This is a genomic window from Microbacterium sp. RD1 (genome assembly GCF_052220165.1).
GTDB lineage: Bacteria > Actinomycetota > Actinomycetes > Actinomycetales > Microbacteriaceae > Microbacterium.
The window spans coordinates 818,070-844,966 of record NZ_JBQPOL010000001.1 but is presented as its reverse complement, the minus strand read 5'-3'; the positions used below and the strand labels follow the sequence as shown (position 1 = coordinate 844,966).

Annotated in this window: 27 protein-coding genes; 15 read left to right on the top strand and 12 right to left on the bottom strand. The window is 69.0% G+C overall.

Annotated features, from left to right (window positions below; all coding sequences use genetic code 11):
* Positions 1-7: 7 nt before the first annotated feature.
* Entirely contained in the window at positions 8-562 is a 555-nt protein-coding gene (locus ACTU3I_RS04040) for a helix-turn-helix domain-containing protein (RefSeq protein WP_442924345.1), read from the bottom strand.
* A gap of 66 nt (positions 563-628) precedes the next feature.
* Between ACTU3I_RS04040 and ACTU3I_RS04035 the strand changes: the two genes are divergently transcribed.
* Genes ACTU3I_RS04035 through ACTU3I_RS04025 form a run of 3 tightly spaced genes read left to right on the top strand, consistent with a single transcriptional unit; the run spans position 629 to position 4,059 of the window.
* Positions 629-2,167, top strand: coding sequence for an FAD-dependent oxidoreductase (locus ACTU3I_RS04035; RefSeq protein WP_442924344.1), 1,539 nt, complete (start codon positions 629-631; stop codon positions 2,165-2,167).
* Positions 2,168-2,218: 51 nt separating this feature from the next.
* Complete coding sequence (locus ACTU3I_RS04030; protein WP_442924343.1) at positions 2,219-2,668, top strand: MarR family winged helix-turn-helix transcriptional regulator; 450 nt, start codon at positions 2,219-2,221, stop codon at positions 2,666-2,668.
* An 8-nt stretch (positions 2,669-2,676) separates the two neighbouring features.
* Positions 2,677-4,059, top strand: coding sequence for an MFS transporter (locus tag ACTU3I_RS04025; RefSeq protein ID WP_442925304.1), 1,383 nt, complete (start codon positions 2,677-2,679; stop codon positions 4,057-4,059).
* Between the two features lie 106 nt (positions 4,060-4,165).
* On the opposite strand, the gene ACTU3I_RS04020 is transcribed toward ACTU3I_RS04025, so the two are convergent.
* Complete coding sequence (locus tag ACTU3I_RS04020; RefSeq protein ID WP_442924342.1) at positions 4,166-4,732, bottom strand: TetR/AcrR family transcriptional regulator; 567 nt, start codon at positions 4,730-4,732, stop codon at positions 4,166-4,168.
* An 88-nt stretch (positions 4,733-4,820) separates the two neighbouring features.
* Here ACTU3I_RS04020 and ACTU3I_RS04015 point away from each other — a divergent pair, with 88 nt between their 5' ends.
* Positions 4,821-5,843 (top strand): aldo/keto reductase, encoded by a 1,023-nt coding sequence (locus ACTU3I_RS04015; RefSeq protein WP_442924341.1) that lies wholly within the window; start codon positions 4,821-4,823, stop codon positions 5,841-5,843.
* A 136-nt stretch (positions 5,844-5,979) separates the two neighbouring features.
* Here the strand turns inward: ACTU3I_RS04015 and ACTU3I_RS04010 are convergent, their stop codons facing one another.
* The 10 genes from ACTU3I_RS04010 to ACTU3I_RS03965 form a co-directional block, all read right to left on the bottom strand.
* Positions 5,980-6,825, bottom strand: a complete 846-nt coding sequence (locus tag ACTU3I_RS04010) for a transglutaminase family protein (protein WP_442924340.1) — start codon at positions 6,823-6,825, stop codon at positions 5,980-5,982.
* Positions 6,822-7,754, bottom strand: a complete 933-nt coding sequence (locus ACTU3I_RS04005) for an alpha-E domain-containing protein (RefSeq protein ID WP_442924339.1) — start codon at positions 7,752-7,754, stop codon at positions 6,822-6,824. Before ACTU3I_RS04005 ends, ACTU3I_RS04010 begins: the two co-directional genes overlap by 4 nt.
* Positions 7,748-9,613: a circularly permuted type 2 ATP-grasp protein gene (locus ACTU3I_RS04000; protein ID WP_442924338.1), complete on the bottom strand. Its 1,866-nt coding sequence runs from the start codon at positions 9,611-9,613 to the stop codon at positions 7,748-7,750. Before ACTU3I_RS04000 ends, ACTU3I_RS04005 begins: the two co-directional genes overlap by 7 nt.
* Positions 9,614-9,742: 129 nt before the next feature.
* Entirely contained in the window at positions 9,743-10,960 is a 1,218-nt protein-coding gene (gene rocD / locus ACTU3I_RS03995; protein WP_442924337.1) for an ornithine--oxo-acid transaminase, read from the bottom strand.
* Positions 10,957-11,835, bottom strand: a complete 879-nt coding sequence (gene ddaH / locus ACTU3I_RS03990; RefSeq protein ID WP_442924336.1) for a dimethylargininase — start codon at positions 11,833-11,835, stop codon at positions 10,957-10,959. Before ddaH ends, rocD begins: the two co-directional genes overlap by 4 nt.
* 147 nt (positions 11,836-11,982) lie before the next feature.
* Positions 11,983-12,966: an NAD(P)-dependent alcohol dehydrogenase gene (locus tag ACTU3I_RS03985; RefSeq protein ID WP_442924335.1), complete on the bottom strand. Its 984-nt coding sequence runs from the start codon at positions 12,964-12,966 to the stop codon at positions 11,983-11,985.
* A 1-nt stretch (position 12,967) separates the two neighbouring features.
* The gene (locus tag ACTU3I_RS03980; protein ID WP_442924334.1) at positions 12,968-13,186 is read right to left on the bottom strand and encodes a helix-turn-helix transcriptional regulator; all 219 of its coding nucleotides are present in this window, start codon (positions 13,184-13,186) and stop codon (positions 12,968-12,970) included.
* Complete coding sequence (locus tag ACTU3I_RS03975) at positions 13,186-13,620, bottom strand: hypothetical protein (RefSeq protein WP_442924333.1); 435 nt, start codon at positions 13,618-13,620, stop codon at positions 13,186-13,188. Before ACTU3I_RS03975 ends, ACTU3I_RS03980 begins: the two co-directional genes overlap by 1 nt.
* Before the next feature lie 120 nt (positions 13,621-13,740).
* The gene (locus ACTU3I_RS03970) at positions 13,741-14,166 is read right to left on the bottom strand and encodes a RidA family protein (protein WP_442924332.1); all 426 of its coding nucleotides are present in this window, start codon (positions 14,164-14,166) and stop codon (positions 13,741-13,743) included.
* Between the two features lie 3 nt (positions 14,167-14,169).
* On the bottom strand, positions 14,170-15,348 hold the full coding sequence (locus ACTU3I_RS03965) for an aminotransferase class I/II-fold pyridoxal phosphate-dependent enzyme (RefSeq protein ID WP_442924331.1): 1,179 nt from the start codon (positions 15,346-15,348) through the stop codon (positions 14,170-14,172).
* A 130-nt stretch (positions 15,349-15,478) separates the two neighbouring features.
* On the opposite strand from ACTU3I_RS03965, the gene ACTU3I_RS03960 reads away from it, so the two are divergent.
* From ACTU3I_RS03960 to ACTU3I_RS03910, 11 genes are all read left to right on the top strand, one after another.
* Positions 15,479-16,153, top strand: a complete 675-nt coding sequence (locus ACTU3I_RS03960; protein WP_442924330.1) for a GntR family transcriptional regulator — start codon at positions 15,479-15,481, stop codon at positions 16,151-16,153.
* Between the two features lie 36 nt (positions 16,154-16,189).
* Positions 16,190-16,750, top strand: a complete 561-nt coding sequence (locus ACTU3I_RS03955) for a CGNR zinc finger domain-containing protein (RefSeq protein WP_442924329.1) — start codon at positions 16,190-16,192, stop codon at positions 16,748-16,750.
* Between the two features lie 98 nt (positions 16,751-16,848).
* Positions 16,849-17,553: an HAD-IA family hydrolase gene (locus ACTU3I_RS03950; RefSeq protein WP_442924328.1), complete on the top strand. Its 705-nt coding sequence runs from the start codon at positions 16,849-16,851 to the stop codon at positions 17,551-17,553.
* A gap of 40 nt (positions 17,554-17,593) precedes the next feature.
* Positions 17,594-18,976 (top strand): MmgE/PrpD family protein, encoded by a 1,383-nt coding sequence (locus ACTU3I_RS03945; protein WP_442924327.1) that lies wholly within the window; start codon positions 17,594-17,596, stop codon positions 18,974-18,976.
* Between the two features lie 68 nt (positions 18,977-19,044).
* Entirely contained in the window at positions 19,045-20,403 is a 1,359-nt protein-coding gene (locus tag ACTU3I_RS03940; RefSeq protein WP_442924326.1) for an amidohydrolase family protein, read from the top strand.
* Between the two features lie 206 nt (positions 20,404-20,609).
* Entirely contained in the window at positions 20,610-22,175 is a 1,566-nt protein-coding gene (locus tag ACTU3I_RS03935; protein WP_442924325.1) for an ABC transporter substrate-binding protein, read from the top strand.
* A 3-nt stretch (positions 22,176-22,178) separates the two neighbouring features.
* Positions 22,179-23,264 carry an ABC transporter permease gene (locus ACTU3I_RS03930; RefSeq protein ID WP_442924323.1) on the top strand — a complete coding sequence of 362 codons (1,086 nt, stop codon included), beginning with the start codon at positions 22,179-22,181 and terminating at the stop codon, positions 23,262-23,264.
* Positions 23,261-24,154 (top strand): ABC transporter permease, encoded by an 894-nt coding sequence (locus tag ACTU3I_RS03925; RefSeq protein WP_442924322.1) that lies wholly within the window; start codon positions 23,261-23,263, stop codon positions 24,152-24,154. The genes ACTU3I_RS03930 and ACTU3I_RS03925 overlap by 4 nt, the downstream gene beginning before the upstream one ends.
* Positions 24,151-25,017 carry an ATP-binding cassette domain-containing protein gene (locus ACTU3I_RS03920; protein ID WP_442924321.1) on the top strand — a complete coding sequence of 289 codons (867 nt, stop codon included), beginning with the start codon at positions 24,151-24,153 and terminating at the stop codon, positions 25,015-25,017. The genes ACTU3I_RS03925 and ACTU3I_RS03920 overlap by 4 nt, the downstream gene beginning before the upstream one ends.
* Positions 25,014-25,862 carry an ABC transporter ATP-binding protein gene (locus tag ACTU3I_RS03915; RefSeq protein ID WP_442924319.1) on the top strand — a complete coding sequence of 283 codons (849 nt, stop codon included), beginning with the start codon at positions 25,014-25,016 and terminating at the stop codon, positions 25,860-25,862. The genes ACTU3I_RS03920 and ACTU3I_RS03915 overlap by 4 nt, the downstream gene beginning before the upstream one ends.
* The gene (locus ACTU3I_RS03910; protein WP_442924317.1) at positions 25,859-26,881 is read left to right on the top strand and encodes an asparaginase; all 1,023 of its coding nucleotides are present in this window, start codon (positions 25,859-25,861) and stop codon (positions 26,879-26,881) included. Before ACTU3I_RS03915 ends, ACTU3I_RS03910 begins: the two co-directional genes overlap by 4 nt.
* Positions 26,882-26,897: the final 16 nt, after the last annotated feature.

The window sequence follows — 26,897 nt, the reverse complement described above, 5'->3', positions numbered from 1 at the left end:
CCAGAGTCTAGGAGGCGCCATGGGTGTGGATGCGCTCCCCGTCGGCGCTGAAGATGCTGATCACCTCCGCCGCACGATCCGCCGTCGCACTCAGGCTGTGCGGCGTCCGGGTGTCGAACTCCGCCGCCTCGCCGCGGGCGAGGAGGTGCTCGGCACCGTCGAGCACGAGCCGGATCCGTCCGCTGAGGACGTAAAGCCATTCGTAGCCGTCGTGCACGCGGGGCTTCGGCGCATGACGCTGCGGCGGAAACGTGACCTTGTATGCGCGTACGGCGGAGTGCTCGAGCGTGAGCGGTGCGACGACCATTCCCTCGCGACGTTCCACCGCGCGGCGCACGCGCGGATCCGCGGGCGTCGACGGGATCAGGTCATCGATGCGGAGACCCAGCTGACGAGTGAGCGGGAGCAGCAGCTCGAGGGATGCCTGTCGTTTGCCGGACTCGAGCCGGGAGAGCGTACTGGCCGACAGGCCGGCGCGCGCAGCGAGATCGTCGAGCGTCCAGTTGCGTTCGCGGCGAGCCGCTCGGAGGCGTGGTCCGATCTGTTGCAAGGCGGCGTCCATCGTCCTAGTTTGCCATTTTCGCAAGCGAAGTTGCTAGAGGGGCAGAGCTACCCGACGCTGGAACGCATGGACACTTCGTGGGATGCGATCATCATCGGCGGCGGCGTGGCGGGCCTGAGTGCTGCACAGATGCTGGGGCGGTCCCGGCGTCGCACGCTCGTTCTCGACGCCGGAGAGCCCCGCAACCGCTTCGCCGCGCACATGCACGGCGTCCTGGGTCACGACGGCGTCGATCCCGTCCGCCTGCTCGCCACCGGCCGCGAGGAGGCTCGCGCGTACGGCGTGGAGTTCGCGTCGGGGACGGTCACGGCCGTCACCGACGACGGCGACAGGATGCGGGTCACCCGGGGCGACGGCACGTCCGACGCCGCGCGGGTCGTCGTCCTGACCACGGGAGTGCGCGACGACCTCCCCCCTCTCCCCGGCCTGAGCGAGGGCTGGGGGCGAACGGTGCTCCACTGCCCGTATTGCCACGGGTGGGAGGTCGCGGGCGGACGGCTGGCCGTCTTGGCGACCTCGCCGATGAGCCTTCACCAGGTCGAGCTCGTCCGCCAGCTCTCGGACGACGTGACGGCCTTCACCGCGGGGGCGGGCGCCCTCCCCGACGACGTTCTCGCGCGGTTCGCCGCCCGCGGCATCCGGGTCGTCCCCGCCGCCGTTCGAGGGGTCCGCCACGACGAGGTGGGGCTCACCGTGAGGACGGCGGAGGGGAACGACTACGGCGTCGATGCGATCTTCACCGCCGGCACCCCCGACCTCGCCCTCGGATTCGCCGCCACGCTCGACCTCGCGCGCGCCGACCAGCCCGGCTCGCCGGTGGCGGCGGACATGCGCGGGGCGACCAGCCATCCGCGCGTCTTCGCCGCCGGCAACGTCATCGCGCCCTTCGCCAATGTGCCGCTCTCAATGGGATCGGGCTCGATGGCGGGCGCCGGGGCGAACGCGATGCTCGCCGCCGAGGACTTCGACCGCGCGGTCTCCGCGCGCACGGCTGAGCGCAACGCCGACTGGGAGCGTCGATACGCCGAGCGGGAGCGATTCTGGTCGGGGCGCGTCAACGCCACGGTCGCCGCTGTCGTGGAGGGCCTCACCCCGGGCCGGGCCTTGGACGTCGGATGCGGCGAGGGCGGGGATGCCGTGTGGCTCGCCGCGCGCGGGTGGGACACCTCTGCCGTCGACGTGTCGGCCACTGCCGTCGAGCGGGCCCGCAAGCGTGCCGGCGAGACCGGCGTCGACGTCGATTTCCACGTGGGGGACGGCGCCGCGGCGGTCGAGGGGGAGTTCGACCTCGTGCTGGCGAGCTTCCTGCATTCGGAGCAGCAGGACTTCCCCCGCATCCGGCTGCTCCGAGAAGCCGCCGACCGCGTCGCCGTGGGCGGGCACCTGCTCGTGGTCTCCCACATCGCGCCGCCCGCGGGGGAGCACCACGACGGCGGGCACGCGCCGCTCCTGCGCTCACCGGAAGAGGAGTGGGCGCTGTTGGCTCTCGACCCCGCGGGCTGGGAAGCAGTGACGGTCGCGACAATCCCCCGCGAGGCCGACGCGCCCGGCGGAAGGCCCGCGCACCTGGAGGACGGAGTGGTCCTCGCACGGCGCCTTCCGTGAGCACCTCCGCCCTTTACTTAGCAGAACTAATGAGCTAGGCTAAGTAATGGCATGACGACATCGAACACACCCCCCGATTCGACCGATCTCAGCGCCGAGGCATCCGACGTGCGGATGGCGACCTTCAAGCTCGCCCGCCGTCTGCGCGCCGAACGAGCGATCGACACCATGAGCGACGCGCAGTTCGCGGTGCTCGCGGTGCTGAAGATGCATGGTCCGCACACCCTCGGCCAGCTCGCCGAACGCGAGCGCGTCAGCGCGCCCTCGATGAACCGCACCGTCGGCGCGCTGGAGGAGGCCGGCTACCTCACACGCAGCCAGGCCGACGACGATCGGCGCAAGGTCACGATCGATCTCACGCCCGAGGGGCGCGCCGTCGTCGTCGAGACCGTCCGCCGCCGCGACGCGTGGCTCGAATCGGCCCTGGCCGACCTGCCCGCCTCGGAGCGCAGGGCACTCGCGCGCGCCGCCGCAGTGATGCGGAAGCTGGTGGAGAAGTGAGCAGCAACATGTTCCGCTCCTTCGCGGTCTTCAACTACCGCGTCTGGTTCATCGGGGCCGTGGTGTCGAACATCGGCGCGTGGATGCAGGCGACCGCGCAGAACTGGGTGGTGCTGACCGAGCTCACGAACAACGACGCCGGCGCGATGGGCATCACGATGGCGCTGCAGTTCGCGCCGCCCCTGCTGCTGGTGAGCGTCACCGGCTGGGTCGCCGACCGGTTCGACCGGCGAAAGCTCATCATGCTCACGCAGTCGGCCATGTTGCTGCTGGCGATCGCCCTCGGCGTGCTCATCCTCAGCGGCGCCATGACCCTGCCGATGATGTACGGGTTCGCGTTGGCGCTCGGAGTCGTCACCGCCTTCGACAACCCGGCGCGCCAGGCATTCGTCTCCGACCTCGTGACGCGGGAGAACGCCTCCAACGCCGTCGCGCTGAACGCCGCCTCGTTCAACACTGCGCGTCTCATCGGCCCGGCCGTGGCCGGGATCATGATCGTGATCGTCGGGAGCGGCTGGGTCTTCCTCGTCAACGCCCTCACCTTCACCGCCATGATCGGCGCTCTCGCGCTCATGCGGATCCGCGAGCTCATCCCGCGGGCGAAGACGTCGGGACGCTCCCGCCTGGCCGACGGATTCCGCTACGTCGGAGGGCGCCCCGACCTCCTCGTCATCTTCTCGATGGTCTTCCTCCTCGGAGCGTTCGGGATGAACTTCCCGATCTTCGCCTCGACGATGGCGCTGGAGTTCGGCCGCGGTGCCGACGGATTCGGGCTGCTCAGTTCGATCCTCGCGATCGGGTCGCTCTCGGGTGCTCTGCTGGCGGCGCGGCGGGACCGAGCCCGCATGCGCGTCGTGATCCTCGGTGCCGGCGGCTTCGGTCTGGCGATGATGGCCTCTTCGCTCGCACCCACGTACGAGCTGTACGGCGTGAGCCTCGTGCTCATCGGATTCGCGGTCGTGACGATGCTCACCACCGCCAACGGCTACGTGCAGACCACCACCGATCCCGCGCTGCGGGGCCGCGTGCTGGCGCTGTACATGGCGATCCTCCTCGGCGGCACGCCGGTCGGCGCGCCGATCGTCGGGTGGATGGCGGATGCCTTCGGCACGCGCGTGGCGATCTTCGTCGCCGCAGTGGTCGCGCTGCTGGCGTGCGGCATCGGCGTGGCGTGGACGCTGGCCTCGGGCCGGCTCCACCGCCACGAGTCCCGTCGGTTCCGCCTTACCCTCGACGAGACGCTTCCCCTCTCGGTCGTCGCGCCGGCCCCCGCGGAGTTCAGCGACGAGGTCGCCGGCACGACGCCCATCCGCCTCCCCGGAACCGACCGCGCGCCCGGGTCCGATCGCCCGGCACCCCGCGACGCCCGCCCCCACCCGCAGCACGGCTGAGCCGCCGCGCGCGCCGCGGCGCCGAGGCCGCGAGACTGCACGCGCGCCACGAGGCTGCATCCGCCGCACGCGGTCTCGTGGCGGCGGTGCAGTCTCGCGAATCGGGTCACGGACGCAGGCGGAGACCGTCCAGCAGCAGGCGGACCATCGCGTTCGGCGAGCCGTCGGCGGACGGCTCCCGATGACTCAGATCGCCCATGGCCCGCAGGAGCTCGAGCGGATCGATCCCCGCGCGCACCTCGCCGGATTCGACGGCGGCGTCCAGCAGCGACCGCAGCGCCGGGCCGAGACGGTCGTTGAGGTAAGACGGCAGCCCGTCGAAAGCGGGGTCACCTGAGCGCAACGCGGCCGACAGCCCCTGCTTGGTCGCGACGAAGCGGGTGAACCGGGTCACCCAGAGATCCAGCGCCTCCCCCGGCGGATGCACGGCGGCCAGGGCCGCAGCCTCCGCCGCTGTCGCGTCGATCTCGGCCGTGAAGACCGCGGCCACCAGGTCGGACCTCGCCGGGAAGTGGCGATAGAGGGTCCCCACCCCGACACCCGCCTCGGCGGCGATCTCCCGCACCGGAGCATCCACGCCCGCACGGGCGAACACCGTGCGCGCCGCCTCCCGAAGCGCGTCGATGTTCTGCCGCGCATCGGCGCGCGGCGATCGGGACGCGGGTGCGGACACGACTCCTCCTTGCATAAGTGGAACAATGTTCCGTATAGTTTCAGAGTACCGGAACGTTGTTCCGTATTCGACTCTACCGGAGGACCCCATGGAATACCGCACTCTCGGCCGAACCGGCATCCAGGTCACGCCCTATGCCCTCGGAGCCATGATGCTCGGCTCGCTCGGCAACCCGGATCGAGCGGAGGGCGTGCGCATCATCCACCGCGCCCTCGACGCGGGGATCAACTTCGTCGACACCGCCGACCGCTACGGCGATTCGGAGGAGGTCGTCGGCGAGGCGCTCCGGGGCCGGCGCGACGATGTCGTCCTCGCCACGAAGTTCTGGGGGCCGATCGATGACGACGTGAATCACCGCGGCGCGTCCCGCCGCTGGATCATGCAGGCGGTGGAGCGCTCGCTGCGCAACCTCCGCACCGACCACATCGACCTCTACCAGCTGCACCGCCCCGATCCCGACACGGACATCGACGAGACGCTCTCCGCCCTGACCGATCTCGTCCGCCAGGGCAAGGTCCGCGCGATCGGCACGTCATCGATGCGGGGATCCGAGATCGTCGAGGCGCAGTGGGTATCGGAGCGCCGAGGCTTCGAGCGGTTCCGGACCGAGCAGCCGAACTACTCGATCCTCGATCGCGAGATCGAGCGCGAGATCCTGCCCGTGGCGCAGCGCTACGGCATGGGAACGCTCGTCTACAGCCCCCTCGCCGGCGGCGCGCTCACGGGCAGATACCGCGCGGGCAGGACGAACGAGACCTTCCGCTCCGGCACGGGCATGGCGCACTTCCGGGATGAGCGGCGTCTGGCGGTCATCGAGCAGCTTCTCGCGCTGAGCGAGGAGGTCGGGATCCCCCTCACGCACCTGGCGATGGCGTTCGTGATCGCCCACCCCGGCGTCACCTCCGCCATCGCCGGCCCGCGGACGATGGCACAGCTCGAAGACACGCTGGCCGGTGCCGAGGTCTCGCTCTCGGACGAGATCCTCGACCGCATCGATGCGATCGTCCCTCCCGGCGAGAGCATCGGCGCCATGGACATGGTCTATCGCGGACCCGAGGTCGGCGACGCCACGCTGCGGCGCAGGCCCGCGTCGCAGCGCTCCGCGCGCTGACGCGCACGCCTGCCGCCGCGCGCGCCCGCCGACACGCAGCCCGCCGCGAGACTGCACGCGCGCCACGAGACTGCATCCGTCGGACGCAGTCTCGTGGCGGAGGTGCAGTCTCGCGATGAGGGCCTCGCGGTGAGGGTCACGCCTCGCGGGTGATCGTCACCTTGACGCGCAGCTGGCTCTTGAACGGTCCGGCGTATACACCGCGCAGCGGCGGCACGTCGTTGTAATCCCGGCCGCGGCCGACGAGCACATGCCGGTCGCCGATCTCGATGTTGTTGGTCGGGTCGAAGCCCTGCCAGTCGCCGGCGAACCACTCCACCCACGCGTGGGACTCGCCGGTGACGGCTTCTCCCACCTCGGCGTTCGGGCGCGGATGCAGGTAGCCCGACACGTAGCGCGCCGGGATGCCGACCTCGCGCAGCGCACCGAGAGTGATGTGCGCGATGTCCTGACACACGCCCTTCCGCGCCTCCCACGCGTCCATCGCCGTCGAGCTGACCCCGGTCACCCCGTGCATGTACTCCACGGCGTCGCCGATCGCCTCCGCGATCGCGTGCGCTGCGCGGCCCGGATGGTCGTACTGGCTCGCCACGGAGCGGGCGATGTCGGCGACCTCCGGATGCGGACGCGTCCGGCCGGTCTGCACGAGCTGCTCGACGGTGCCGAGGGAACGGGCCGACTCGGCGGTCAGCGCGTCCCACGTCAGATCGACGTGGGCGAGCGGACGCGGGCGCACCTCGACGAGCGAGCGGGCGGTGATCATCAGCGCGGCGTGCGGCGAGAGCACATCGAACGCGCTCACCCGGGTGCCGAAGTAGTCGACGTACTGGTTCACCGTCGTGGACGGATCGATCTCGAGAGACGAGCTCAGCACGAACTGGCTGTCGGTCGAGTTCGGCAGCATCCGCGCCTCGTTGTAGGACGCCGACACGTCCCCCTGGTAGGAGAAGCCGGTCTGGTGCTCGATCCGGAGCCGCTTCACGAGATCTCTCCGATCCAGCTCGGCTCCGCCTGCGTCGGGAAAAATCGCGCGCGGATGGCCTCGGATGCTTCCCGCGTCACCTTCTGCACGCGCTGCATGTGCTCGGGAAGTTCACCGAGGATCTCGCTGATCGGCCGGTACTCCAGGTCGTTGCGGATCTGTCCCAGAGCTCGGAGCACGGTGTTGGAGTGCCCGACGCGATCGGCCCGCGGATCGATCGCGCTCATGCAGTCCTCTGCGCGCTGGATCGAGTAGATGATCGACCGGGGGAAGAGCCGGTCCAGCAGAAGGAACTCGGCGGCGTTGCGCGCACTCGGCATGCCCCGGTAGGTGCGCAAGTAGGCCTCGTACGCCCCGCACGAGCGGAGGATTGTCGTCCAGGACGGCCCGGATGCCTCGGTGAGCGAGCGCGTGGCGAGCAGGCGCGCTGTCATGTCGGTGCGTTCGATGCTCCGCCCCAGCGTGAAGAACTGCCACGCCTCGTCGCGGCTCGTGGACGAGTCGACGATGCCCACGGCGAGAGCCGCCCGTTCACGCACCCACTGGAAGAACTCGTGCACCTTGTCGGTCTGCAGGCGCCGCGGCATCCGGGAGCTCGTGGTGTTGAGGGTCTCCCACAGCTCGGTGGAGACGATCTCCCGCGCGCGGCGGGCGTTCTCGCGTGCGGCGGTGAGGGCATAGGCGATGCTCGCGGGGTTCATGCGGTCCACGGCGAGGCGCTGGAGCACGTCGCCGCGGCGGACGGCGTCGCCGTGATCGGGCGACCCGGATCCCATGACGCTCAGGAGCGACCGGCACGCGGTGTCTTCGTCGATCCACGGGTCCTCGAGGAGCAGCTGCAGGTGCACGTCGAGGATGCGAGCGGTGCCGTCGCTGCGCTCGATGTAGCGGCCGATCCAGAAGAGCGACTCGGCGATGCGGCTCAGCATGGGATCGACCCCCCGGTCCCCGACGCTTCGTCTCGTCGCTGCGCTCCTCGCTCAGCGACCGGAGGCTGTCGTCGCTGCGCCCCCCGCTCAGCGACCGGAGGTGGTCCCCCGGGCGCTGAGCGAGCGAAGCGAGACGAAGCGTCGACCCCGAGTCCCTGCTGTTGCTGCTGCTCGGCCTGCGGGCCGTGCTCCTGCGGGCCGTCGCTCTGCTGCTGCTGCTCCGCCTGCTCGCTGCGGCCACGCGGCCGGTCGTGCGGGGAGTGCGCGGGCTCGGGCTGTCCGTCGTAGATGATCGGGATCGCCTCGGTGACGGTGGCGGCCTGGTCGGCGACGAGACCCGCGAGCCCCTGCCCCTGCCCGTATTCGACGTGCGCGGGGGCGGCGCCCCCGACGATCCACGTGTCCTTCGACCCGCCGCCCTGGCTCGAGTTGACCACGAGCTCCCCCTCGGGGAGGGCGACGCGGGTGAGCCCGCCCGGGAGCACCCACACGTCGTCGCCGTCGTTCACGGCGAAGGGGCGGAGGTCGGCGTGACGCGGCCGCATCCCGTCCTCGACCAGGGTGGGGATGGTCGAGAGCATGACGACCGGCTGGGCGATCCATCCGCGCGGGTCCGCGACCAGACGTGATCGCAGCGCCGCCAGCTCGGAAGGCGAGGCATCCGGTCCGACGACCAGACCCTTGCCCCCCGAACCGTCGACGGGCTTCACGACGAGCTCGTCGAGGCGGTCCAGCACCTCCTCGAGCGCGCCCGGATCTTCCAGCCGCCAGGTGTCGACGTTCTTGAGGATCGGCTCCTCCGCCAGGTAGTACCGGATGAGGTCGGGCACATAGGTGTAGAGGAGTTTGTCGTCGGCGACGCCGTTGCCGACCGCGTTGGCGATCGTGACGTTGCCCAGACGCGCGGCGAGCATGATCCCGGGGGCGCCGAGCATCGAATCGGCGCGGAATTGCAGCGGGTCGAGGAAGTCGTCGTCGACGCGGCGGTAGATGACATCGACGCGCTTGGGACCCCGGGTGGTGCGCATGAAGACCTTGCCCCCGACGCACAGGAGGTCGCGTCCCTCGACCAGCTCGACACCCATGAGGCGGGCGAGCAGCGTGTGCTCGAAGTAGGCGGAGTTGTAGACGCCCGGGGTCAGCACGACGACGTTCGGGTCTTCGATCCCGCCGGGCGCGGAGGCGCGGAGGGCGGCGAGGAGCTTATTCGGGTAGTCGCCGACCGGCCGCACCCGCATCGACACGAACAGCTCGGGAAGCGTCTGCGCCATGACGCGCCGGTTGGAGATGACGTAGCTGACGCCCGAGGGCACCCGCACGTTGTCCTCGAGCACGCGCATCTCGCCGTGCTCATCGCGGATGAGGTCGATCCCGGCGACCTGGATGCGCACCCCGTTGGCGCTGTGGATGCCCGCGGCCTGACGGTAGAAGTACTGCGACGACGCGATCAGCCGCGCCGGAAGCACGCCGTCGCGCACGACGTGCCGGCTGCCGTACGCGTCGTCGAGGAACGCCTCGAGCGCCTTCACCCGCTGCTTCACGCCGGCCTCGATGCGCGACCACTCGTCGAAGTCGATGATGCGTGGCACCGCGTCGAGGGGGAAGGGGCGTTCCTCGCCCGCGAAGTCGAAGGTGACCCCCTGCGCGAGGTACGAACTGGCCAGCGATTCGGTGCGACCGCGCAGCTCGTCCTGCGTCATCTGCGCGAGCGTGCGGTACAGCTCCCGGTAGGCCGCGCGCGATTCGGCCGAGTCCCCCGGATGCGAGGGCGCACCGAACATCTCGTCGTACGCGGGAACGCCCGACGGGGTCTTCCGCGGCGCCAGCGTGGAGCCGTATCCGTCGAACAGGTCACCCATGCAGGAAGCCTAATCGCCCCCGCATTGCGGCCATGTTTCCGCCGCATCCGCGCCGGCTCCGTCCGACTTGCGTGAATCGGCGGCTAAACGAGCGCGTTTAGTCGCCGATTCACGCAAGACGAGGGGCAGCTAGGCGCCGAGGACGTGCTTGAGCTGCTCCACGGCCCAGTCGATCTCGGTCGCGCGGATGACCAGCGGCGGTGCGATGCGGATCGTCTGCCCGTGCGTGTCCTTGACGAGCACGCCCCTCGCGAGCAGGCGCTCGGCGATCTCTCGCCCGGTGCCGACGGCCGGGTCGATGTCGACCCCGGCCCACAGCCCCGCCACGCGGATGCCGGTGACCCCGTTTCCCACGAGCTCGCGGAGCTTCTCCTCGAGGTGCGCGCCCAGCGCGGTGGCGCGCTCCTGGAACTCCCCCGATGCCAGCATCTCCACGACGCGCAACCCCACCGCCGAAGCGAGCGGGTTGCCGCCGAACGTCGAGCCGTGCTCGCCCGGGCGGATGACGCCGAGCACGTCACGGTCGGCGACGACGGCCGACAGCGGCAGGATGCCGCCGCCCAGCGCCTTGCCGAGTAGGTACACGTCGGGGACGACCCCCTCGCGATCGCACGCGAACGTCGTGCCCACGCGGCCGAGACCCGACTGGATCTCGTCGGCGAGAAACAGCACGTTGTTCTTCGTCGTCATCTCCCGCACCGCGCGGAGGTACCCCTCCGGCGGAATGATGACGCCGCCTTCACCCTGAATGGGCTCGATCAGCACGGCGGCGGTGTGCTCGTCGATCGCGGCCTCGATGGCGGATGCATCGCCGTAGGGCACCCGGACGAACCCCGGAGCGTACGGGCCGAAGTCGTCGCGCGCCGTCGGGTCGTCGCTGAACCCGACGATCGTGGTGGTGCGACCGTGGAAGTTGCCGTCGGCGACGATGATGGTCGCCGCATCCGGCGCGATGCCCTTGACGCGGTACCCCCACGCGCGGGCGACCTTGATCCCGGTCTCGACGGCCTCGGCGCCGGTGTTCATCGGCAGCACGAGGTCTTTGCCGCTGAGATCGGCCAGCGCTGCGGCGAAGAGCCCCAACTGGTCGTTGTGGTAGGCGCGGCTGGTGAGCGTCAGGCGGTCGAGCTGTTCGTGGGCGGCGGCGAGGATCGCCGGGTGCCCATGCCCGAAGTTGAGCGCCGAGTAGGCCGACAGCAGGTCGAGGTAGCGCTTGCCCTCCACGTCGGTGACCCACACGCCTTCGCCACGGGAGATGACCACGGGAAGCGGCGAGTAGTTGGAGGCGACGTGCTCCTCCTCGCCCGAGATGATTCGGACGGTGCCGGTGTCCAACGACGTGCTCATCGGCTTCCTCCTCGCAGCTCCAGCGTGCAGCACTTGATCCCGCCGCCGCCGAGCAGCAGCTCCGACAGGTCGACGAGCACCGGGTGGTAGCCGCGTTCACGCAGCTGCGCCTCGAAGCCGGTGGCCCGCGGCGAGATGATGACATTGCGCCCGTCGCTCGCGGAGTTCAGCCCGAACACCGCGCCGTCGGCATCCGAGACCTGGATGGCGTCGGGGTAGCGCTCGCGGAGGATCCCCTGGCTGGGCTCGTCGAACGCGGCGGGGAGGTAGGCGATGTTCGCGCGCTCGACGCCGCCGGGGCCCTGGACCGGGTCGAGAACGGCGATCGCGGTGTCGAGGTGGTAGAACCGCGGGTCGGTGAGCGTGAGCGACACGACGTCGCGGCCGAAGACATCCCCCACCTCGCGGTGGCTGTCGCCGGTGGAGCGGAAGCCGGTGCCGGCGAGGATCGTGTCACCGACCAGAAGGAAGTCGCCCTCGCCTTCGTTGACCTCGACCGGCTCGACGACCTCGTAACCGTTGGCACGGAACCAGTCCATGAACGCCGGCCCCTCCGGGACGCGCTCGGGGAAGCGGAACTTCGCCCCGTACGCGCGTCCGTCGATGACGAAGCCGCCGTTGGCCGTGTAGACCATGTCGGGGAGACCGTCGATGGGATCGATCAGTTCGACCTCGTGCCCGAGCGCGAGATAGGTGTCGAAGAGCGTCTGCCATTGGCGGAGCGCCTTGTTCGTATCGGTGGGCCGCGTCGGTTCCATCCACGGGTTGATGCTGTAGCTGACCGTGAAATGGTCGGGCCGGCACATCAGATACCGGCGATGCTGCTGGATGCGTTCGGCGGTCGGGGCGACTGCGGGGATCTCCTGCGCGGACATACTGCTCCTCGGATCAAGGGGCGGCGGACGCTGTCCAGGGGCCCGGCGGAGCTGTACGAAGCCGGCGACACGGGCACGCCGCGTCCATTGTGCCACGGACAGGCCGCGCGGCCCAGGGTCGGCGCTCCCCCGCCGGCCGAGGGAGGTTCAGTTCGCGGTCACCACGACCTTGCCGACCGTGTGGCCGCCCTCCACCCACGCGAGGGCGTCGGATGCTTCGGACAGCGGCCACGTGCGTTCGACAGCGGGCGTGAGCCCACCGTCGGCGACCAGGCGCAGCAGTTCGGCGTTGACGGCGGGTCTCGTGACGGCGGTGATGTAGCGGAAGCGACCGCGGCTGAACAGCGCCCGCAGCATCCGGGGCACGGGCCCGAGCACGGGGTGACCCTCGCCGCCCACGACGACGATCCGCCCGTGCGGGCGGGCGAGACGTGCGAGGGCGGCCAGGGGCGGCTCGCCGGCGATCTCGACGACGGCGTCGAAGGAGCCGGCCGGAAGGTCGTCGAGCGATGTCGTCCGGTAGTCGAAGGTGCGGCTCGCGCCGCGTTCGCGCAGCACCCCTTCTGCCCGCGCGCCGCAGGTCGCCCACACCTCCGCTCCGCGGTCGGCCGCGAGCTGCACGGTGAGGGTCCCCACGCCGCCGCCCGCGCCGACGACCAGCACACGCGAGCCCGCACCGACGCGCCCGGCGTCGAGCGCGGTGACCGCCGTGTTGCCGGCGATGGGAAGCGTCGCCGCGAGGCGGGGGTCGACCGCATCCGGGATCTTCGTCAGCCGCGAGGCGGCGACGGCCACGTAGTCGGCGAGGGTCTCGGTGCCCGCACCCACGACCGCGTCACCCACCGCGAAAGCCTCGACGCCGTCGCCGAGCGCGACGACGGTGCCGGCGAGGTCCATCCCTCGCCCCCGGATGCGGGGGCGGCGCAGCCCGAGGAAGAGGCGCAGCAGGCGAGGCTCGCCCGTCATGAGATGCACGTCGCCGGAGTTCAGCGACACCGCAGACATGCGCACCAGCACCTGATCGCGCCGGAGCGGCGGGATCGGCGCGCTCTCGGGCGTCACTGCGGATGCGGAGCCGTACGCGTTCTGGCGCCAGACGGTCCTGGTGCGCGGCAGGGTCTCGGGAAGCATGTCAGTCCTCGGGGTAGGAGAAGACGTCGTCGAGCGGAACGCCGAAGACGCGGGCGATGCGGAAGGCGAGCTCGAGGGTCGGGGAGTACCGGCCCTGTTCGATCGCGAGAAGGGTCTGGCGTGTGACGCCGACACGAGCGGCCAGGTCGGCCTGCGTCATGTCGCCGTGCGCGGCGCGAAGGCCCCGGATGTCGTTGGTGACGAGGGTGGGCTTGACCATCAGACGAGGCCCCGCCGGTACACGATGACCCGCGCGATGCCGCCGACGACCGCCGACAGCGCGAACCCGAAGAAGATCGTGTTCGCGATCCAGAACCACTCCGCCTCGACGGCGCACAGCACGATGGCGCCGAGACCGGCGATGACGGGGAAGGCCTGACCGACACGATCCCCCATGCGGGCGATGTCACGATCGCGCTGGTCGGAGCGACCGACGCCGTCGGGCTCCCGCATCCCGGCGACGATGCCCCACAGGATGCTGACGAGGATGCTCGTCACGATCGTGATGCCGATCGTCCACAGCATGATGGGGGCCCAGTCGACCTCGGCCAGCGGGCCCCCGCCGGCCTGGGTGAGCACGACGATCACGTACACCGGCAGCGCGACGATCGTCACGAGCAGACTCACCCAGGTGTTGCGCTCCTCGTAGACCATGACATCCTCCGATGTAAAGAATTTCTGACATCGCCAGGATGGCATCGCCCGTCGGGCGTGTCAAGAATTATTTACACCCTCGGGAGCAACGCCGTTCTCTGTCACCCGCCGAGAAGCGTCCTATCCGGTATCCGCCATCTTCACCGTGAGCTGGACCTCCACCGTCGCACCGCCCGGCAGGGACGATACGCCGATCGCCGATCGCGCCCCCCGTCCCTGGGTGCCGAGGCGGTCTTCGATGACTTCGGACGCCGCGTCGGCGACGCGGGCGTGATCTTCGAAATCGTTTGAGGCGTTGATGTAGACGGTCAGCGAGAGGCATTGCGTCAGGTGGCGCCCGGCGGGGACCACCCCCTCGGCCACCGACAGGGCGTTGGTCGCTGCCAGGGCTGCGGCAGCTCGCGCTTCCTCGACCGAGCAGTCGATGCCGACCTTCCCCCGCCATACGAGCCGCCCGTCGACACGGGGGGTGATGCCGGCAGTGACGACGAGGTCGTTCGCCACGACCGCCGTCCGATAGATGCCCTGCGCCGCGACGTCGGCCATCGGCTAGAACCGGTCCGAGAAGTCGACCAGCCGCTCGACGGCTGCAACGGCCGCCGCGTGGCTCTGGGAGAAGTTCAGTCGGAAGCCGTCCGGGTAGTCGCCGAACTCGAACCCTCGCGTCACCGTCACGCCACACTCCACGCGGAGACGGTCCACGAACTCATCGAGCCGTCCCTCGACCGAGAGGGAGTGGAGGAACATGTAGCTGCCGCCCTCGGTGAGCCGGGCCGACACGGTCCGGCTCTCTCGAATCACTCCGGCGATGTCATCGCGGATGCTCTGATGCGCTGAGACTCGCGACTCCAACCATCCAGCGGGCTCGGCCAGCCAGCTCATCAAGGCGGCCTGGGAGTAGCCGGGAGCGCGGAGCGTCACGATCCCTTGCAGGCTCTCCATCCGGCTCACCAGCTCCGCGGGGCCGATCGCCACCCCGAGCCGGAGCCCGGACAGCGATTCTGTCTTCGACGGCCCCATGAGCGTCGTGACGCGTGTCGAGGCGCCCGGTAGCGTCCGCAGGTGAGTGAACGGCCGTTGATCGAAGATCTGTCTGCAGTACAACTGGTCGACGATGACATGAGCGCCGTACGACTCCGCGAGGGCGTAGACGTCGCTGAGGTGGGTTGCGTCGTAGATCACCCCCGTCGGATTGTTGGGGTTCGAGAACACGAGAAGTCGCGAGCCCGCCGAGAAGGCTCGCTCCAGAGCAGCCAGGTCGAGCACGCCCGGCTCACCAGCGTCGCGATAGGAGAGGGGGATCTCCACGGGACGGGCTTCCAGGTAGCCCGTGATCTTCCGGTAGGCGAAGTAGTCGGGAGTCACTATCGCGACCCCGGCGCCGCGTTCCACGATGGAGGACATCGCGAGGTACAGGCTGGCCTGGGTGCCCGCGCTGATCAACAGTTCCGAGGCCGGATCGATGTCGGCTCCTGTCAGATCGGCCAACCGTCCCGCGAGTGCCGCGCGCACCGTGCCGTGGCCGCGGTACGGCGAGTACGCCCACGTCCCGCCGTCATCGATGGCCCTCGCCACGGCCGTGATCGCGGGCGCTGGCGGGGGAAACGCGTCCACGTCTCCGTGCGAGAAGTCGACGGCGCGGCTGTCGCCAATCCCTCCGGTGCTCTCCTGCTGACCCGGGGAGTGCGAAGGGTCCAGATGCGCGAAGCGCAGGGGAGCTGACGTCACTGTTTCTCCGATGATGCGTGTGATGGCGTCCGACGCGACTACCTCGTAGCGGAGGCTTCGTCGGACGCCTCCCACTTTGATGGGCGTAATGCTGAATGTCAACATCCGGCGGGATGTCAAACTGTCTTCCATGAGCGAGCAGCGCCTTGGCCGTGTATCTCACCGCGGCATCGCCGAAGAGGCAGCGTCCCTGATCCGGAGGGCGATCTTCGAGGGCAGGTTCGAGCCGGGCGAGATGCTCCGAGAGGTCGAGCTGGCCGCCTCTCTCGGCGTCAGCCGAGGCTCCGTACGCGAAGGACTCGGGCAGCTCGAGCGGGAGGGCATCGTCGTGACGGGATGGCATCGCCCCTCTCGAGTCATCGACATCAGCGCGCCCGACGCGGTCGAACTCTACGAACTCCGCGTCGCGCTCGACCGTCTCGCCGCCAGTGGCGCCGCAAGATTCGGGCAGACGGACAAGATCGCATCGGCGTTGCGCGACCTGGAGCGGGCTGTCGACGCCCACGCGAGCATCGAGGAGCTGTTGGAGCTGGACCTGCGGTTCCACGATGCCATTTACGTCGCCGCGCACAACGGACGGCTGCTCCACGCATGGCAGACGATCCGGTCTCAGATCCAGTTCTTCCAGACCCGACGCGTCCTGTCGGATGTGGATGACTATCGCAAGCGCATCGTCAGCGAACACGGCGAGCTGCTGCGCCTGATCGCCGACGGCGCGAGCACGGAGCTCGACGACTACGCCGCGCGGCATGTCTCCAGCGCACTCGGCGTGCTCTTGGCGGGCCTTTCGGACGGGAAGGAGTAAAATCGCGTTAACGCATGACGATCGAAGGTTCAGCAGATGTTGAAGGACTACCTGGGGCGCTCGGTCCAGACGGGCGTGGCGCTGGTCAACACCTTCGATCCGGTGACGGGTGAGGATGCCCTCGACACCATCTCCCAGTCGGCTCACCTCCTGCGCGAGCTGCAGTGGGAGGGCACGGATTCGCTGACCCCGCTCGATCATGCGTGGCTGAGGAGATGGCGACACGAGCTGCGCGCGATCTTCGACACCGAAGACGAGACCCAGGCCGTGGACATCTTGAACGGGTTCCTCGACGCCGCCGCATCCAAGCCACGCATGACCAACCACGACGGTGAGTGGCACTGGCATTACTCGCGGGTCGGCGCACCGCTGCGCGACCGCGTGACCACGGCGACGGCGGTGGCTCTGTTGTCCGCGATCGCCGACGGTGCGCTTCCCCGCATGCGGACATGCGAGGGCGTCGACTGCAGCCGGGTCTTCGTGGACACGTCTCGTCCGGGTACGCGGCTCTATTGCGAACCTGCTGGCTGCGCCAATCGCGCCCACGTGCGGGCCTTCCGGTCCCGGGTGCGGACGCAAGCTTCGCGAGGTAATTAGTAATTTGCTCTTGACACCTTACGAAGTCGTCTAGTTCCATGGGTGACCTCCGCACCTTCAGTCGTGCGGAGCTCTTCACACCACGAACGGAACAACGCATGCCGCATCCTCCGGCCGCCCCGCTGCCTGCTCGCCCGAAGGTCATCACGTTCGACACCTACGGCACGCTCATCGACTGGGACGGTGCGCTCAAGGCCTATCTCGTGATGCTCTTCGGCCCCGGGTTCGACGTGGAGAGCTTCTACGCCAGGTGGTATTACAGCCACGCCCTTCCTGCCGTGACGGACGAACCCTTCAAGATCTACCGAGAGCTGCTCGCCGACACGATGCTCGCGGCGTGCGCGGCGGAGGGAGTCGAGATCACCGAGGAACAGGCCGCTCGGCTCGGTGACGTCATGGCCGACGCACCGCCGTTTCCCGACACGATCCCGGTGCTCGACGTCCTCCGTCGCGCCTTCCCCCTGGGGACCATCTCCAACAGCCAGAAGGACATCCTCGACTCGAGCGCCCGACGCATGAACGACCCGTTCACGCACGCCATCACGGCCGAGGTCGTCGGTGCGTACAAGCCCGCAGCCGAGCTGTTCGAGCTGATCCTCGACCGCGCAGGCGCGGAGCCGCACGAGGCCGTCCACGTCGCCCAGTCGCAATACGTGGATCTGCCCCGGTCGGTCCCCATGGGCATCCCGACCATCTGGATCAATCGCAACTCTCAAGCCCTCCACCCTGATCATCCGGCCCCGACGCTCGTGCTGCCGAACCTGCTCGGCGTACCCGACGCCCTCGGCCTGCCGCGCGGCTGAGCCACTGCATCCCGCGAACCCGGACAGAGGAACGACGCCCATGACGAACAACCGGACTGCTGAACTGGTCTCCGCCCTGCACCACTATCGGTACGACAGTGTCCCCGAGAGCGCCCGAGCAAGCGCGAAGAGAGCCCTGACGGATGCGCTCGGGGCCTTGATGGCGGCAACGAGCAGCGAGTACCCCGTCATCGACCAGCTTCGAAGCTACGTGGGGATGACCGAGGGTCGCGCCTCGAGCGTGTTCGGAACCGTCGATCGCACCGACCCGTCGACGGCCGCGCTGTTGAACGGCACGCTCGCCTACTACTGCGATATCGAGAGCCACCACGCGAGTGCGAACGTCCACGCGATCGCCGTCGTCGCACCGGCCGCGTTGGCCGTGGCGGAGAGCGAGCACTCGTCAGGGAAGGAACTGCTCGCAGCGGTCGTCGGGGGAATCGACGTGGCGGCGCGCGTGTCATACGCGCTCGGGCCGGCCGAGATGTACGCGCGAGGGCTTCACCCGAGCACGATCGCGGGCACGGTCGGCGCGGCCGTGGCGGCGGGGCTGCTGCTGAAGCTGGACGACGAGCAGTTCCTCAACGCACTCGGACTCGCGGGGACCAGCGCCTGCGGTCTCCTCTCGTGGGTCGACGACCCGTCGGAGCAGTCGCGGCCGCTCAACATCGGGCTCGCCTCCCAGGCCGGCACTCAGGCGGCCCTCCTCGCCAGGCACGGTTTCAAGGGTCCCGACGACATCCTGGGCGGCAAATACCCGTTCGGCCTGGCCTTCACGGGCCAGTGGGACCAGGATGCGCTGCTCGCGCAGATCGGCGAGCGTTACGAAGTGGAGCATCTTTTCTTCAAGCGCAACAGCTGCTGCGTCTTCATCCCCGCCGGACTCGACGGGCTGACAGCGATCCTCCGCGAGGAGAGCATCGATCCCTCGCAGATCGATCGAGTGGATGTGCGCTCGCCGCAATCGTCATACCACGTCGTCGACAACAACCCGCTGCGGTCGCACTGCATGCAGTACGTGTTGGCGGTTGCCGCATATCGGGGCGCCGTGACGTTCGCCGACATCATGACCGATCGGCGCATCGAGGACTCCGCGGTCAAGAGCCTGTCCGAGCGGGTGTTCGTCACGGGGGACTCCTCTTTCGACGTCGATGCCGCGACCGAAGGACAGTCCGTCGCTTCGGTGACCACCGTGACGCTGCGGGACGGTTCGACCCACACCCGAGATGTGCCTCACCCGCTGGGCAGCCCCGCCAATCCGCTCTCGGACGACGCCCTGCGCGAGAAGTTCTTCGTTCTGACCGAACCGGTGCTGACGCCGGCGGACGCCGACCGACTGCACCGGATGCTCGTCGAGATCGAGGAGCTCGACGACGTCGCCGCGCTGGCGACCTTGATGGGGGCAGAATCCGCCTCCCGCTGACCCCCGCCTCGATCACGGCAGTGACCGATTCGCCGGCTCCGGCCACCCGAACGAAGGATCCGTTGAAGATGTCCCATATCGTCGCATTCCGACACGCCGCTCTGATCGACGGGACCGGACGGGCACCCGTTCCCGACTCGACCGTCGTCGTCGTGGACGGACGCGTCGCCGCGACCGGACCGTCGGCGTCCGTCGACGTGCCCGCCGGTGCGGAGGTGCACGACTACTCCGGCGGCTACCTGATTCCGGGTCTCATGGATGCCAACGTTCACCTCGTTTCGGCTCGGACACCCGACACGCTGCTGGAGTTCGAGGGCAGGTACGACCAGCTCGCCCTCGAGGCGGCCGAGCTGGCGCTGAAATACGGCCTCACCACGGTCTTCGACACCTGGGGACCGGCGCGACCGCTGGTCGCCGCGCGCGACGCCGTCGCGAGCGGGCAGCGCGTGGCGGCGCGGTTCTTCTGCGGTGGCAACATCCTCGGTCTGAACGGTCCGATGTCCGAGGACTTCTTCAGGTCGGGCCTCACCTTCGAGCCCGAGACCAAGAAGCGGATCAACGATCAGTGGGAGGTGGGGTGCGGCGCCGGCCTGATCTCGATGACGATCGACGAGATCGGCGACGCGGTGACCGCGTACATCCGCGACACCGGCGTGGACTTCGTCAAGTACGCCGCGTCCGACCACCGCATGGAGCGCTATCTCCTGTTCTCCGAGAAGGCGCAGCGAAGGATCGTCGAGTCCGCGCACGCCGAGGGGCTGCTGGTCCAGGCCCATACGACGTCTGTCGAGTCCCTCCGCATGGAGGTCGAGGCGGGCGCCGACCTGCTTCAGCATCCCGACATCACCGGCCCCCGAGCCATCCCGGAGTCGCTGATGGACGTGGTCGTCGACCGGCAGCTGCCGTGCATGGCGCTGTTCCTCACCGAGCGGCACCTGGGCTGGCTCGCCGAGGCGAGACCGGAGGATGGCGCTCGTCTCGGGATCGCCGACCAGAACAACCGCACCTTCATCAACCGGGGCGCCCGCGTGCTCCTCACGACGGATGCGTTCGCCTACGGGCGCCGGGTGAAGAGCCACCCGGGCTTCCGCCCGGGCGTTCTCGAGGACTCCGTGCCCGACATGCCGACTCAGATCGGCTCGGCGCACTTTCTGTGGCTCGAGGCGGCGTGGGAGCGCGGCATGGATCCGATGGAGATCCTGCGGTCCGCGAGCTCGCACATCGCCGACGCATACGGCAAGGGAGACCGCTACGGCACGGTGACGCCCGGCAAGGTCGCCGACATGGTCGTCCTCGACGGCGACCCCCTGGCGGCGGCCGAGAACTATCAGCGGATACGGGACGTCATCAAGGACGGACAGGTCGTCGATCGCGCCGCTCTTGCGACGAACCTCCTGCTCGCAGACGACCCTCACGCCACGGCGTAGAAGGAGGCGACAAAGACACAGATCCCCGTTCGCGCTGCTGATGTTGACATTCGACATCCAGCGTCTTACCGTCTGTTCCAGGGACCGAGCCGAGGCCCGGATCCCGTTCCCGACGCAGAGGCACTCGCTCTGTGAAGCAACCGGCACCGCAATCCCACCCCTCTCGGGTCGGCGCCCGCGCCACCCGCCTCACCTTTTGGAGAACGATGAAGTTCCACACTGCTAGCCGGGCCGCCGTCGCGGCGCTGGCGCTCGCGGTCGCACTGACCGCGTGTTCCTCGGGCAAGACAGAGACCGGCGACGAAGTCTCGAGCCTGACGATCGACAAGTCCTTCGACCTCAAGACGCTCGACCCCGGTCGTCAGTACGAGCCCACCGGCTCGTTCATCGCTCACGCGCTCTACGAGACCCTGCTCACGTTCGACGGCAACGACGTCAGCAAGGTCGTGCCGGGCCTGGCGTCGCTGGAACAGGCTCCCGACGACAGAACGTTCACCCTGACGCTGGAGGGTTCACCCGAGTTCTCCGACGGCACGCCCATGACGGCGGACGACGTCGTCTTCAGCCTCCAGCGTCTGATCGGCATGAAAGGCAATCCGTCCTTCCTGCTCGACGGCGTCACCGTCACGAAGGTGGACGACAAGACCGTCGAGCTGACGACTGAGGTCCCGAAGCCCGAACTGCCCGCGATCCTGACGAATCCGGCACTGGGGATCGTCAACTCCAGGGTCGTGATGGAAAACGGTGGCACCACGGACACGACCGACAGCGCCGAGTCGTTCCTGAACGAGACGTCCGCGGGATCGGGACCATACGTTCTCGAGTCGGCCAACATCTCGTCCAAGATCGTCCTGGAAGCCAACGAGAACTACGGCGGCACCGCGCCGACATACGACCGAGTCGTGATCGAGAACGCCGACGGCGCCACTCAGGCGATCAACATCGAGGCGGGCAGCGCCGACATCGCGCTCGACCTCTCGGCCACGCAGGCGGAGAGCCTGGACTCGTCGATCAATGTGGTCTCCGAGCCCGGCGAGGACGTCGTCTTCCTCCTGCTCAACCAGGACGAGGCGATCTCGACGATCACGAGCAACCCCGACTTCGTCTCGGCCGTGCGCAACGCGATCGACTACGACGAGCTCCTGTCGCTCGCCGGGCCGGGCACCGTCCGCGCGGGAGGGGTCATCCCCAGCATGCTGTTGGGAGCGCTCGACCCCGAGGAGGCCCCCAAGACCGACATCGACCAGGCGAAGAAGGACCTTGCCGCAAGCGGGTACAGCGGCGAGACGGTGACGCTCAGCTTCCCCAGCGACGTCAGCCTGGGCGGTGTGGAGTTCACGGTGCTCGCGCAGCGCATCCAGTCCCAGCTCGCGGAGGTCGGCATCAACGTCGAGCTCGCCCCGGCGCCGGTGGCCACCGAGCTCGACAATTACCGCAACGGCAAGGAGGCCTTCGGCCTCTGGTACTTCGGTCCGTCCTATCCCGACCCGACGTACTACTTCGCCTACACCCCGGGCGACCTGATCGGGCTTCGCACCGGGTGGGCTGCGGATGCGGATCCGACGGTGTCGGAGCTCGCCGCGGTGGCGGCGCAGGGGGGAAGCGACGAGGAGCGGCAGGCGGCTTTCGAGGAGTTGCAGCGGCAGCTTCACGTCAGCGGGCCCTGGGTGCCCCTGATCCAGCCCAGCAAGACCATCGCCGCGCGCGACGGGATCACCAACGTGGGCTACAACCTGCTGTGGACGATCGACATCGCCGATCTCGGAAAGTAATCCTTGTCTCACGTCGACTCCGCGACGCGGGTCCCGTCTCCGGCACGACCGGAAGGCGGGACCCGCTCCCCTCATCGGTTCGCCCGCTTCGCCCTGCAGCGGATCGTGACCTCGCTGCTCCTGATGATCGGGGTCACCCTCGTGACCTTCGCGCTCACGACCATCGTGCCCGGAGATCCCATCGCCGCTGCTCTCGGAGAGCGCGCCGCCGATGACCAAGCCACCGTCGCGCAGTTCAAGGTCGAGCACGGGCTCGACCAGCCGCTGCCGGTGCAGTACGCCAACTACATGCTGCACCTCGTGCAGGGGGATCTCGGGGTGTCGATCACGACGCGCAAGGCCGTGGCGTCCGACCTGAGCGAGGCACTGCCCGCGACGATCGAGATCGCGATCGGCGCGATCCTGCTGAGCGTGATCATCGGCGTCACCCTCGGCACCGTCGCCGCTTACCGCCGAGGAAGAGCGACCGACCAGGCCCTTCGGCTGGTCTCCCTCGCCGGACTGAGCGTCCCCACGTTCTGGCTGGCCCTCGTGGCCTATTACCTGCTGTTCTTCAAACTGCGCATCGCTCCCTCCTCCGGGCGGTTGAGCAGCGACTTCACCTCGCCGCCGCATGTCACGGGCCTGTACACCGTCGACTCACTCCTCGCCGGCCAGCTCGATACGTTCCTCGACGCGGCCTGGCATCTCACACTCCCCGTGCTCGTGCTGACGCTCTACACCGTCGGGCTGTTGACGCGCTTCGTGCGGACGGCCGTGCTGGAGGTCCTGGATCAGGACTACGTCCGGGCTGCGCAGGCCAAAGGGCTCCCCCGCCGCACGGTCGTCTCGTACGTCCTGCGGGGCGCCAGCGTCCCCATCCTCACCGTCGTCGGTCTCGCCTTCGGCACCCTTCTCAGCGGCACGGTGCTCGTCGAGGCGGTCTTCGGATGGCCCGGCATCGGCACATACGCCTACAAGGCAGCCTCGCATCTGGACCTGCCGGGCGTGATGGGCGTCGGTGTCGTCATCGGACTGATCTACCTGCTGGTCAATCTCGCCGTCGATCTCCTCTACGGCGTCCTCGATCCCCGAGTGAGGCTCGCATGACGGACATCATGGAGCGCACGACGCCGCTCATCCCCCGACGGCGACTGCTGCCGTCGCTCGGCGGCTGGTCGGGCTCGGTCGGCGTTCTCGGCGCCGCGATCGCCGTCGGATGGATCGTCGTCGCGATCCTCGCACCGCTCATCGCGCCCTATGACCCGCTCGCTCAGAACCTGCCGGTTCTCCACGCGCCGGGGCCCGACATGATCATGGGCACGGACGCCCTCGGTCGGGACGTCTTCTCCCGCCTTGTCTATGGCGCCCGCGTCACGATCCCGCTGGCGCTCCTGCTGGTCACCGCCAGCGCCCTCCTCGGCGCGATCATCGGATCGATCGCGGGCTACTTCGGCCGGTGGTTCGACGAGGGGCTGATGCGACTGACCGATCTCGTCATGGCCTTCCCGACAGTGATCCTCGCAATGGTCATCGCCGCGTCTCTCGGCGCCACCCTCGTCAACGCGGCCATCGCCGCGCTCATCGTGTCGTGGCCCGGGTACGCCCGTCTGACCCGCAGTCTCGTGCTCGGCCTGCGCACCTCCAACTACGCCATCTCCGGGCGGCTCCTCGGCCTCTCGCCGACCAGATCTCTCTTGCGAGACATCGCGCCCAACATCCTGGCGCCGGTCGTCGTCCTCATGACCCTCGACATCGGCACGGCGATCCTGCTGCTTTCGGGCCTGTCTTTCCTCGGACTCGGCGCCAAGCCGCCGACTGCCGAGTGGGGCTCGATGGTGTCGGATGCAATGCAGAACTTCAACTCCTGGTGGCTCGGAGTCTTTCCCGGATTGGCGATCCTGACGGTCGTGGCCGCGTTCAACTTCATCGGCGACGCGTTGCGCGATCGCCTCGATCCGCGATCCCACATCAATCGGGACGGCGGGCGCGCACTGTGACCGGCTCCTCGGCGCTCACGATCAGCGGGCTGACGATCGCGCTGCGCAACGGACAGAAGATCGTCGACTCACTGGACCTCACCCTGACCCGGGGAACGGTGCACGGGATCGCCGGCGAATCGGGCTCCGGAAAGACGATGAGCGCCCTCGCGGTGCTCGGTCTCCTGCCCTCGGCCATGAAGTCGACCGGCAGCATCACGCTGTCCTCCCCGCACGGGAACGTGGAACTGATCGGCGCGCGGCCGGCGACGCTCAACGCCGTCCGCGGCCGCCGCGTCGCGATGATCTTCCAGGACCCCTCCACGAGCTTGCACCCGCAGCTCAGCATCGGCCGTCAGCTCACGGATCACGTGCGCCACCATCTATCGCTCTCCTCGCGGGAGGCCGGAGCCAGAGCTGTCGCGCTCCTGGAGAGAGTGGCCGTTCCGGATCCCGAGACGGCCATGAAGAAGTACCCTCATCAGTTCTCCGGCGGCCAGCGCCAGCGGATCGCCATCGCGGTGGCGCTCGCGTGCGACCCGGAGGTGCTGTTGGCGGACGAGCCGACCACGGCGCTGGATGTGACAGTGCAGGCGGGTGTTCTGCGCCTCCTCCGCGGGCTCGTCGACGAGACGGGCCTCAGTCTGCTGTTCGTCACCCACGACCTCGGCGTGATGAGCGCGATCGCCGATCACGTCTCGGTCATGCGCTCGGGAGTCGTGGTCGAGAGCGGACCGCGCGCTCGGATCTTCGCCGACCCGCAGCACGAGTACACCAGGTCGCTTCTGGAAGCCCTGCCCGGTTCGACCCTCGAGGAAGATCCCGCGTCTCTGGTCGAGCAGCTGCTGCATGACGGAGAGCGCGCGGAGGGAGTCGCATCGTGAACAGGGGACTGATCGTGTCCGACCTCGTCGTCACGTACGGCGGGCGTCACCCGCTCCGCGCGGTCGACGGCGTCTCACTGACGGTCGCCCCGGGTGAGGTCGTCGCCCTCGTCGGAGAGAGCGGATGCGGCAAGTCCAGTCTCGCCCGCGCCGTCGTCGGTATCGAGCGGCGTGCTTCCGGAACGGTGCGGCTCGGCGACGGGGAGGTGCCGGTTCTGGGGCTGCGGACGCGGGCGCCGGCCATGACATCGATCCAGATGGTGTTCCAGGACCCCAACTCGTCACTCAATCCGCGCCGGCGCGTCGGCAAGCAGATCGCCGACGGCATCCGAGCTGCAGTCGCTCGGGGCGATGAGACGTCCTCCGTCGAGCACTGGCTCGGGCAGGTGGGGCTCGAGTCATCCGCGGCGAGGCGCTACCCGCATGAGTTCTCGGGCGGTCAGCGCCAGCGCCTCGCGATCGCTCGGGCCATCGCGGCGCGCCCTCGTATGCTGATCGCGGACGAGCCGATCTCGGCGCTCGACGCCTCGACACAGATGAGCGTGGCGGCGCTCATGAGGAGCCTGTGCGAAGGAGTGGAATCGGGGATGCTCTTCATCTCCCACGACCTCTCGGTCGTTCGCCGGATCGCGCACCGCACCGTGGTGATGTACCGGGGTCGCGTCGTCGAGTCGGGTGACACGGAGACGATCTGGCGGGATCCGCGGCATCCGTACACCCAATCCCTGTTGCGGGCGATCCCCGTTCCCGACGGCGCGGGGCGCCTTCCCCACGCCCCGGACGACCGCGATCGGGCGACGTGGGACGTCGACCTGCCCCGTGCGCGGGAGAGGACGGTCGTGTGAGCATCCGGTCGGTATCGGACGAGCCCCACACGCCGCGGGTGCGAGTGATCGGTCTGGGCGGGACGATCGCATCGACCGCCGCCGCAGGGGAGCCCGGCGTCTCGCCGCGGCTCGGAGCGGCGTCGCTGCTCGAGGCGCTGCCCCCGATGCCCGACGTCGAGCTCTCTGCCACCTCGTTTCGGCAGATGCCCTCGAGCGACCTCACGATGAAAGACGTGATCGCGCTCGCTGACGAGATCCGATCGAGTTTGGACGAGGGCAGCGACGGTGTGGTGATCACCCAGGGCACGAGCACGATCGAGGAGGTCGCCTTCGCGGTGGATCTTCTCGTTCGATCGCCGAAACCCATCGTGTTCACCGGCGCGATGCGCAATCCCGCTCTCCCCGGTGCGGACGGCCCCGCGAACCTCCTGGCAGCGATTCGCGTCGCCCGATCCTGCGAGGCCCGGAATCTGGGGTCCGTGGTGGTGATGAACGATGAGATCCATGCTGCCCGGTGCGTTCGCAAGTCTCATACCTCGAACCCCGGGGCCTTCCAGTCGTTCGGAGTGGGCCCCCTCGGGTGGGTCTCAGAGCAGCAGCCCGTGATCCTCACGAGGCCCGCACCGCTTCAGCCGCTTCCCGACGCGGTGCGAGACGATGCGCCGTCCGTCGCCCTCCTCCGCATGGCGCTCGGTGACGACGGGCGGCTCATCGGGACCGTCACCGACCTCGGCTATCAGGGTCTGGTGGTGGAGGGTTTCGGGGGCGGGCATGTGCCCCGGGGCGTGGTCTCCCTTCTGGAGCAGACCGCAGCGCGCATCCCCGTGGTCCTGTCATCCCGCACGGGTGCAGGGACTGTCCTGTCCCGGACGTATGGCTTCGCGGGAAGCGAGCAGGACTTGCTCGCGAGGGGCCTCGTGAGCGCTCAGCGGTTGGACGGTCCGAAAGCGCGCGTCCTCTTGACGCTGTGCCTGCAGTCCAGGTCGAGCACAGCCGAGGTCGCCGATCACTTCCGCCGGATCGCTGCCTCCGCGTAGCCGCTCTGCCGATTCT

Bases quoted from the DNA above. Each gene is read 5' to 3' on its own strand.
- ACTU3I_RS04000 (WP_442924338.1), bottom strand. From the start codon at position 9,613: ATGGGTGACCTGTTCGACGGATACGGCTCCACGCTGGCGCCGCGGAAG.
- ACTU3I_RS03960 (WP_442924330.1), top strand. From the start codon at position 15,479: ATGAGCGAGCAGCGCCTTGGCCGTGTATCTCACCGCGGCATCGCCGAA.
- ACTU3I_RS04035 (WP_442924344.1), top strand. From the start codon at position 629: ATGGACACTTCGTGGGATGCGATCATCATCGGCGGCGGCGTGGCGGGC.
- ACTU3I_RS04025 (WP_442925304.1), top strand. From the start codon at position 2,677: ATGTTCCGCTCCTTCGCGGTCTTCAACTACCGCGTCTGGTTCATCGGG.
- ACTU3I_RS03985 (WP_442924335.1), bottom strand. From the start codon at position 12,966: ATGCTTCCCGAGACCCTGCCGCGCACCAGGACCGTCTGGCGCCAGAAC.
- ddaH (WP_442924336.1), bottom strand. From the start codon at position 11,835: ATGTCCGCGCAGGAGATCCCCGCAGTCGCCCCGACCGCCGAACGCATC.
- ACTU3I_RS04040 (WP_442924345.1), bottom strand. From the start codon at position 562: ATGGACGCCGCCTTGCAACAGATCGGACCACGCCTCCGAGCGGCTCGC.
- ACTU3I_RS04015 (WP_442924341.1), top strand. From the start codon at position 4,821: ATGGAATACCGCACTCTCGGCCGAACCGGCATCCAGGTCACGCCCTAT.
- ACTU3I_RS03975 (WP_442924333.1), bottom strand. From the start codon at position 13,620: ATGGTCTACGAGGAGCGCAACACCTGGGTGAGTCTGCTCGTGACGATC.
- ACTU3I_RS03955 (WP_442924329.1), top strand. From the start codon at position 16,190: ATGTTGAAGGACTACCTGGGGCGCTCGGTCCAGACGGGCGTGGCGCTG.
- ACTU3I_RS03925 (WP_442924322.1), top strand. From the start codon at position 23,261: ATGACGGACATCATGGAGCGCACGACGCCGCTCATCCCCCGACGGCGA.
- ACTU3I_RS04005 (WP_442924339.1), bottom strand. From the start codon at position 7,754: ATGCTGAGCCGCATCGCCGAGTCGCTCTTCTGGATCGGCCGCTACATC.
- ACTU3I_RS03970 (WP_442924332.1), bottom strand. From the start codon at position 14,166: ATGGCCGACGTCGCGGCGCAGGGCATCTATCGGACGGCGGTCGTGGCG.
- ACTU3I_RS03945 (WP_442924327.1), top strand. From the start codon at position 17,594: ATGACGAACAACCGGACTGCTGAACTGGTCTCCGCCCTGCACCACTAT.
- ACTU3I_RS03980 (WP_442924334.1), bottom strand. From the start codon at position 13,186: ATGGTCAAGCCCACCCTCGTCACCAACGACATCCGGGGCCTTCGCGCC.
- ACTU3I_RS03935 (WP_442924325.1), top strand. From the start codon at position 20,610: ATGAAGTTCCACACTGCTAGCCGGGCCGCCGTCGCGGCGCTGGCGCTC.
- ACTU3I_RS04030 (WP_442924343.1), top strand. From the start codon at position 2,219: ATGACGACATCGAACACACCCCCCGATTCGACCGATCTCAGCGCCGAG.
- rocD (WP_442924337.1), bottom strand. From the start codon at position 10,960: ATGAGCACGTCGTTGGACACCGGCACCGTCCGAATCATCTCGGGCGAG.
- ACTU3I_RS03950 (WP_442924328.1), top strand. From the start codon at position 16,849: ATGCCGCATCCTCCGGCCGCCCCGCTGCCTGCTCGCCCGAAGGTCATC.
- ACTU3I_RS03940 (WP_442924326.1), top strand. From the start codon at position 19,045: ATGTCCCATATCGTCGCATTCCGACACGCCGCTCTGATCGACGGGACC.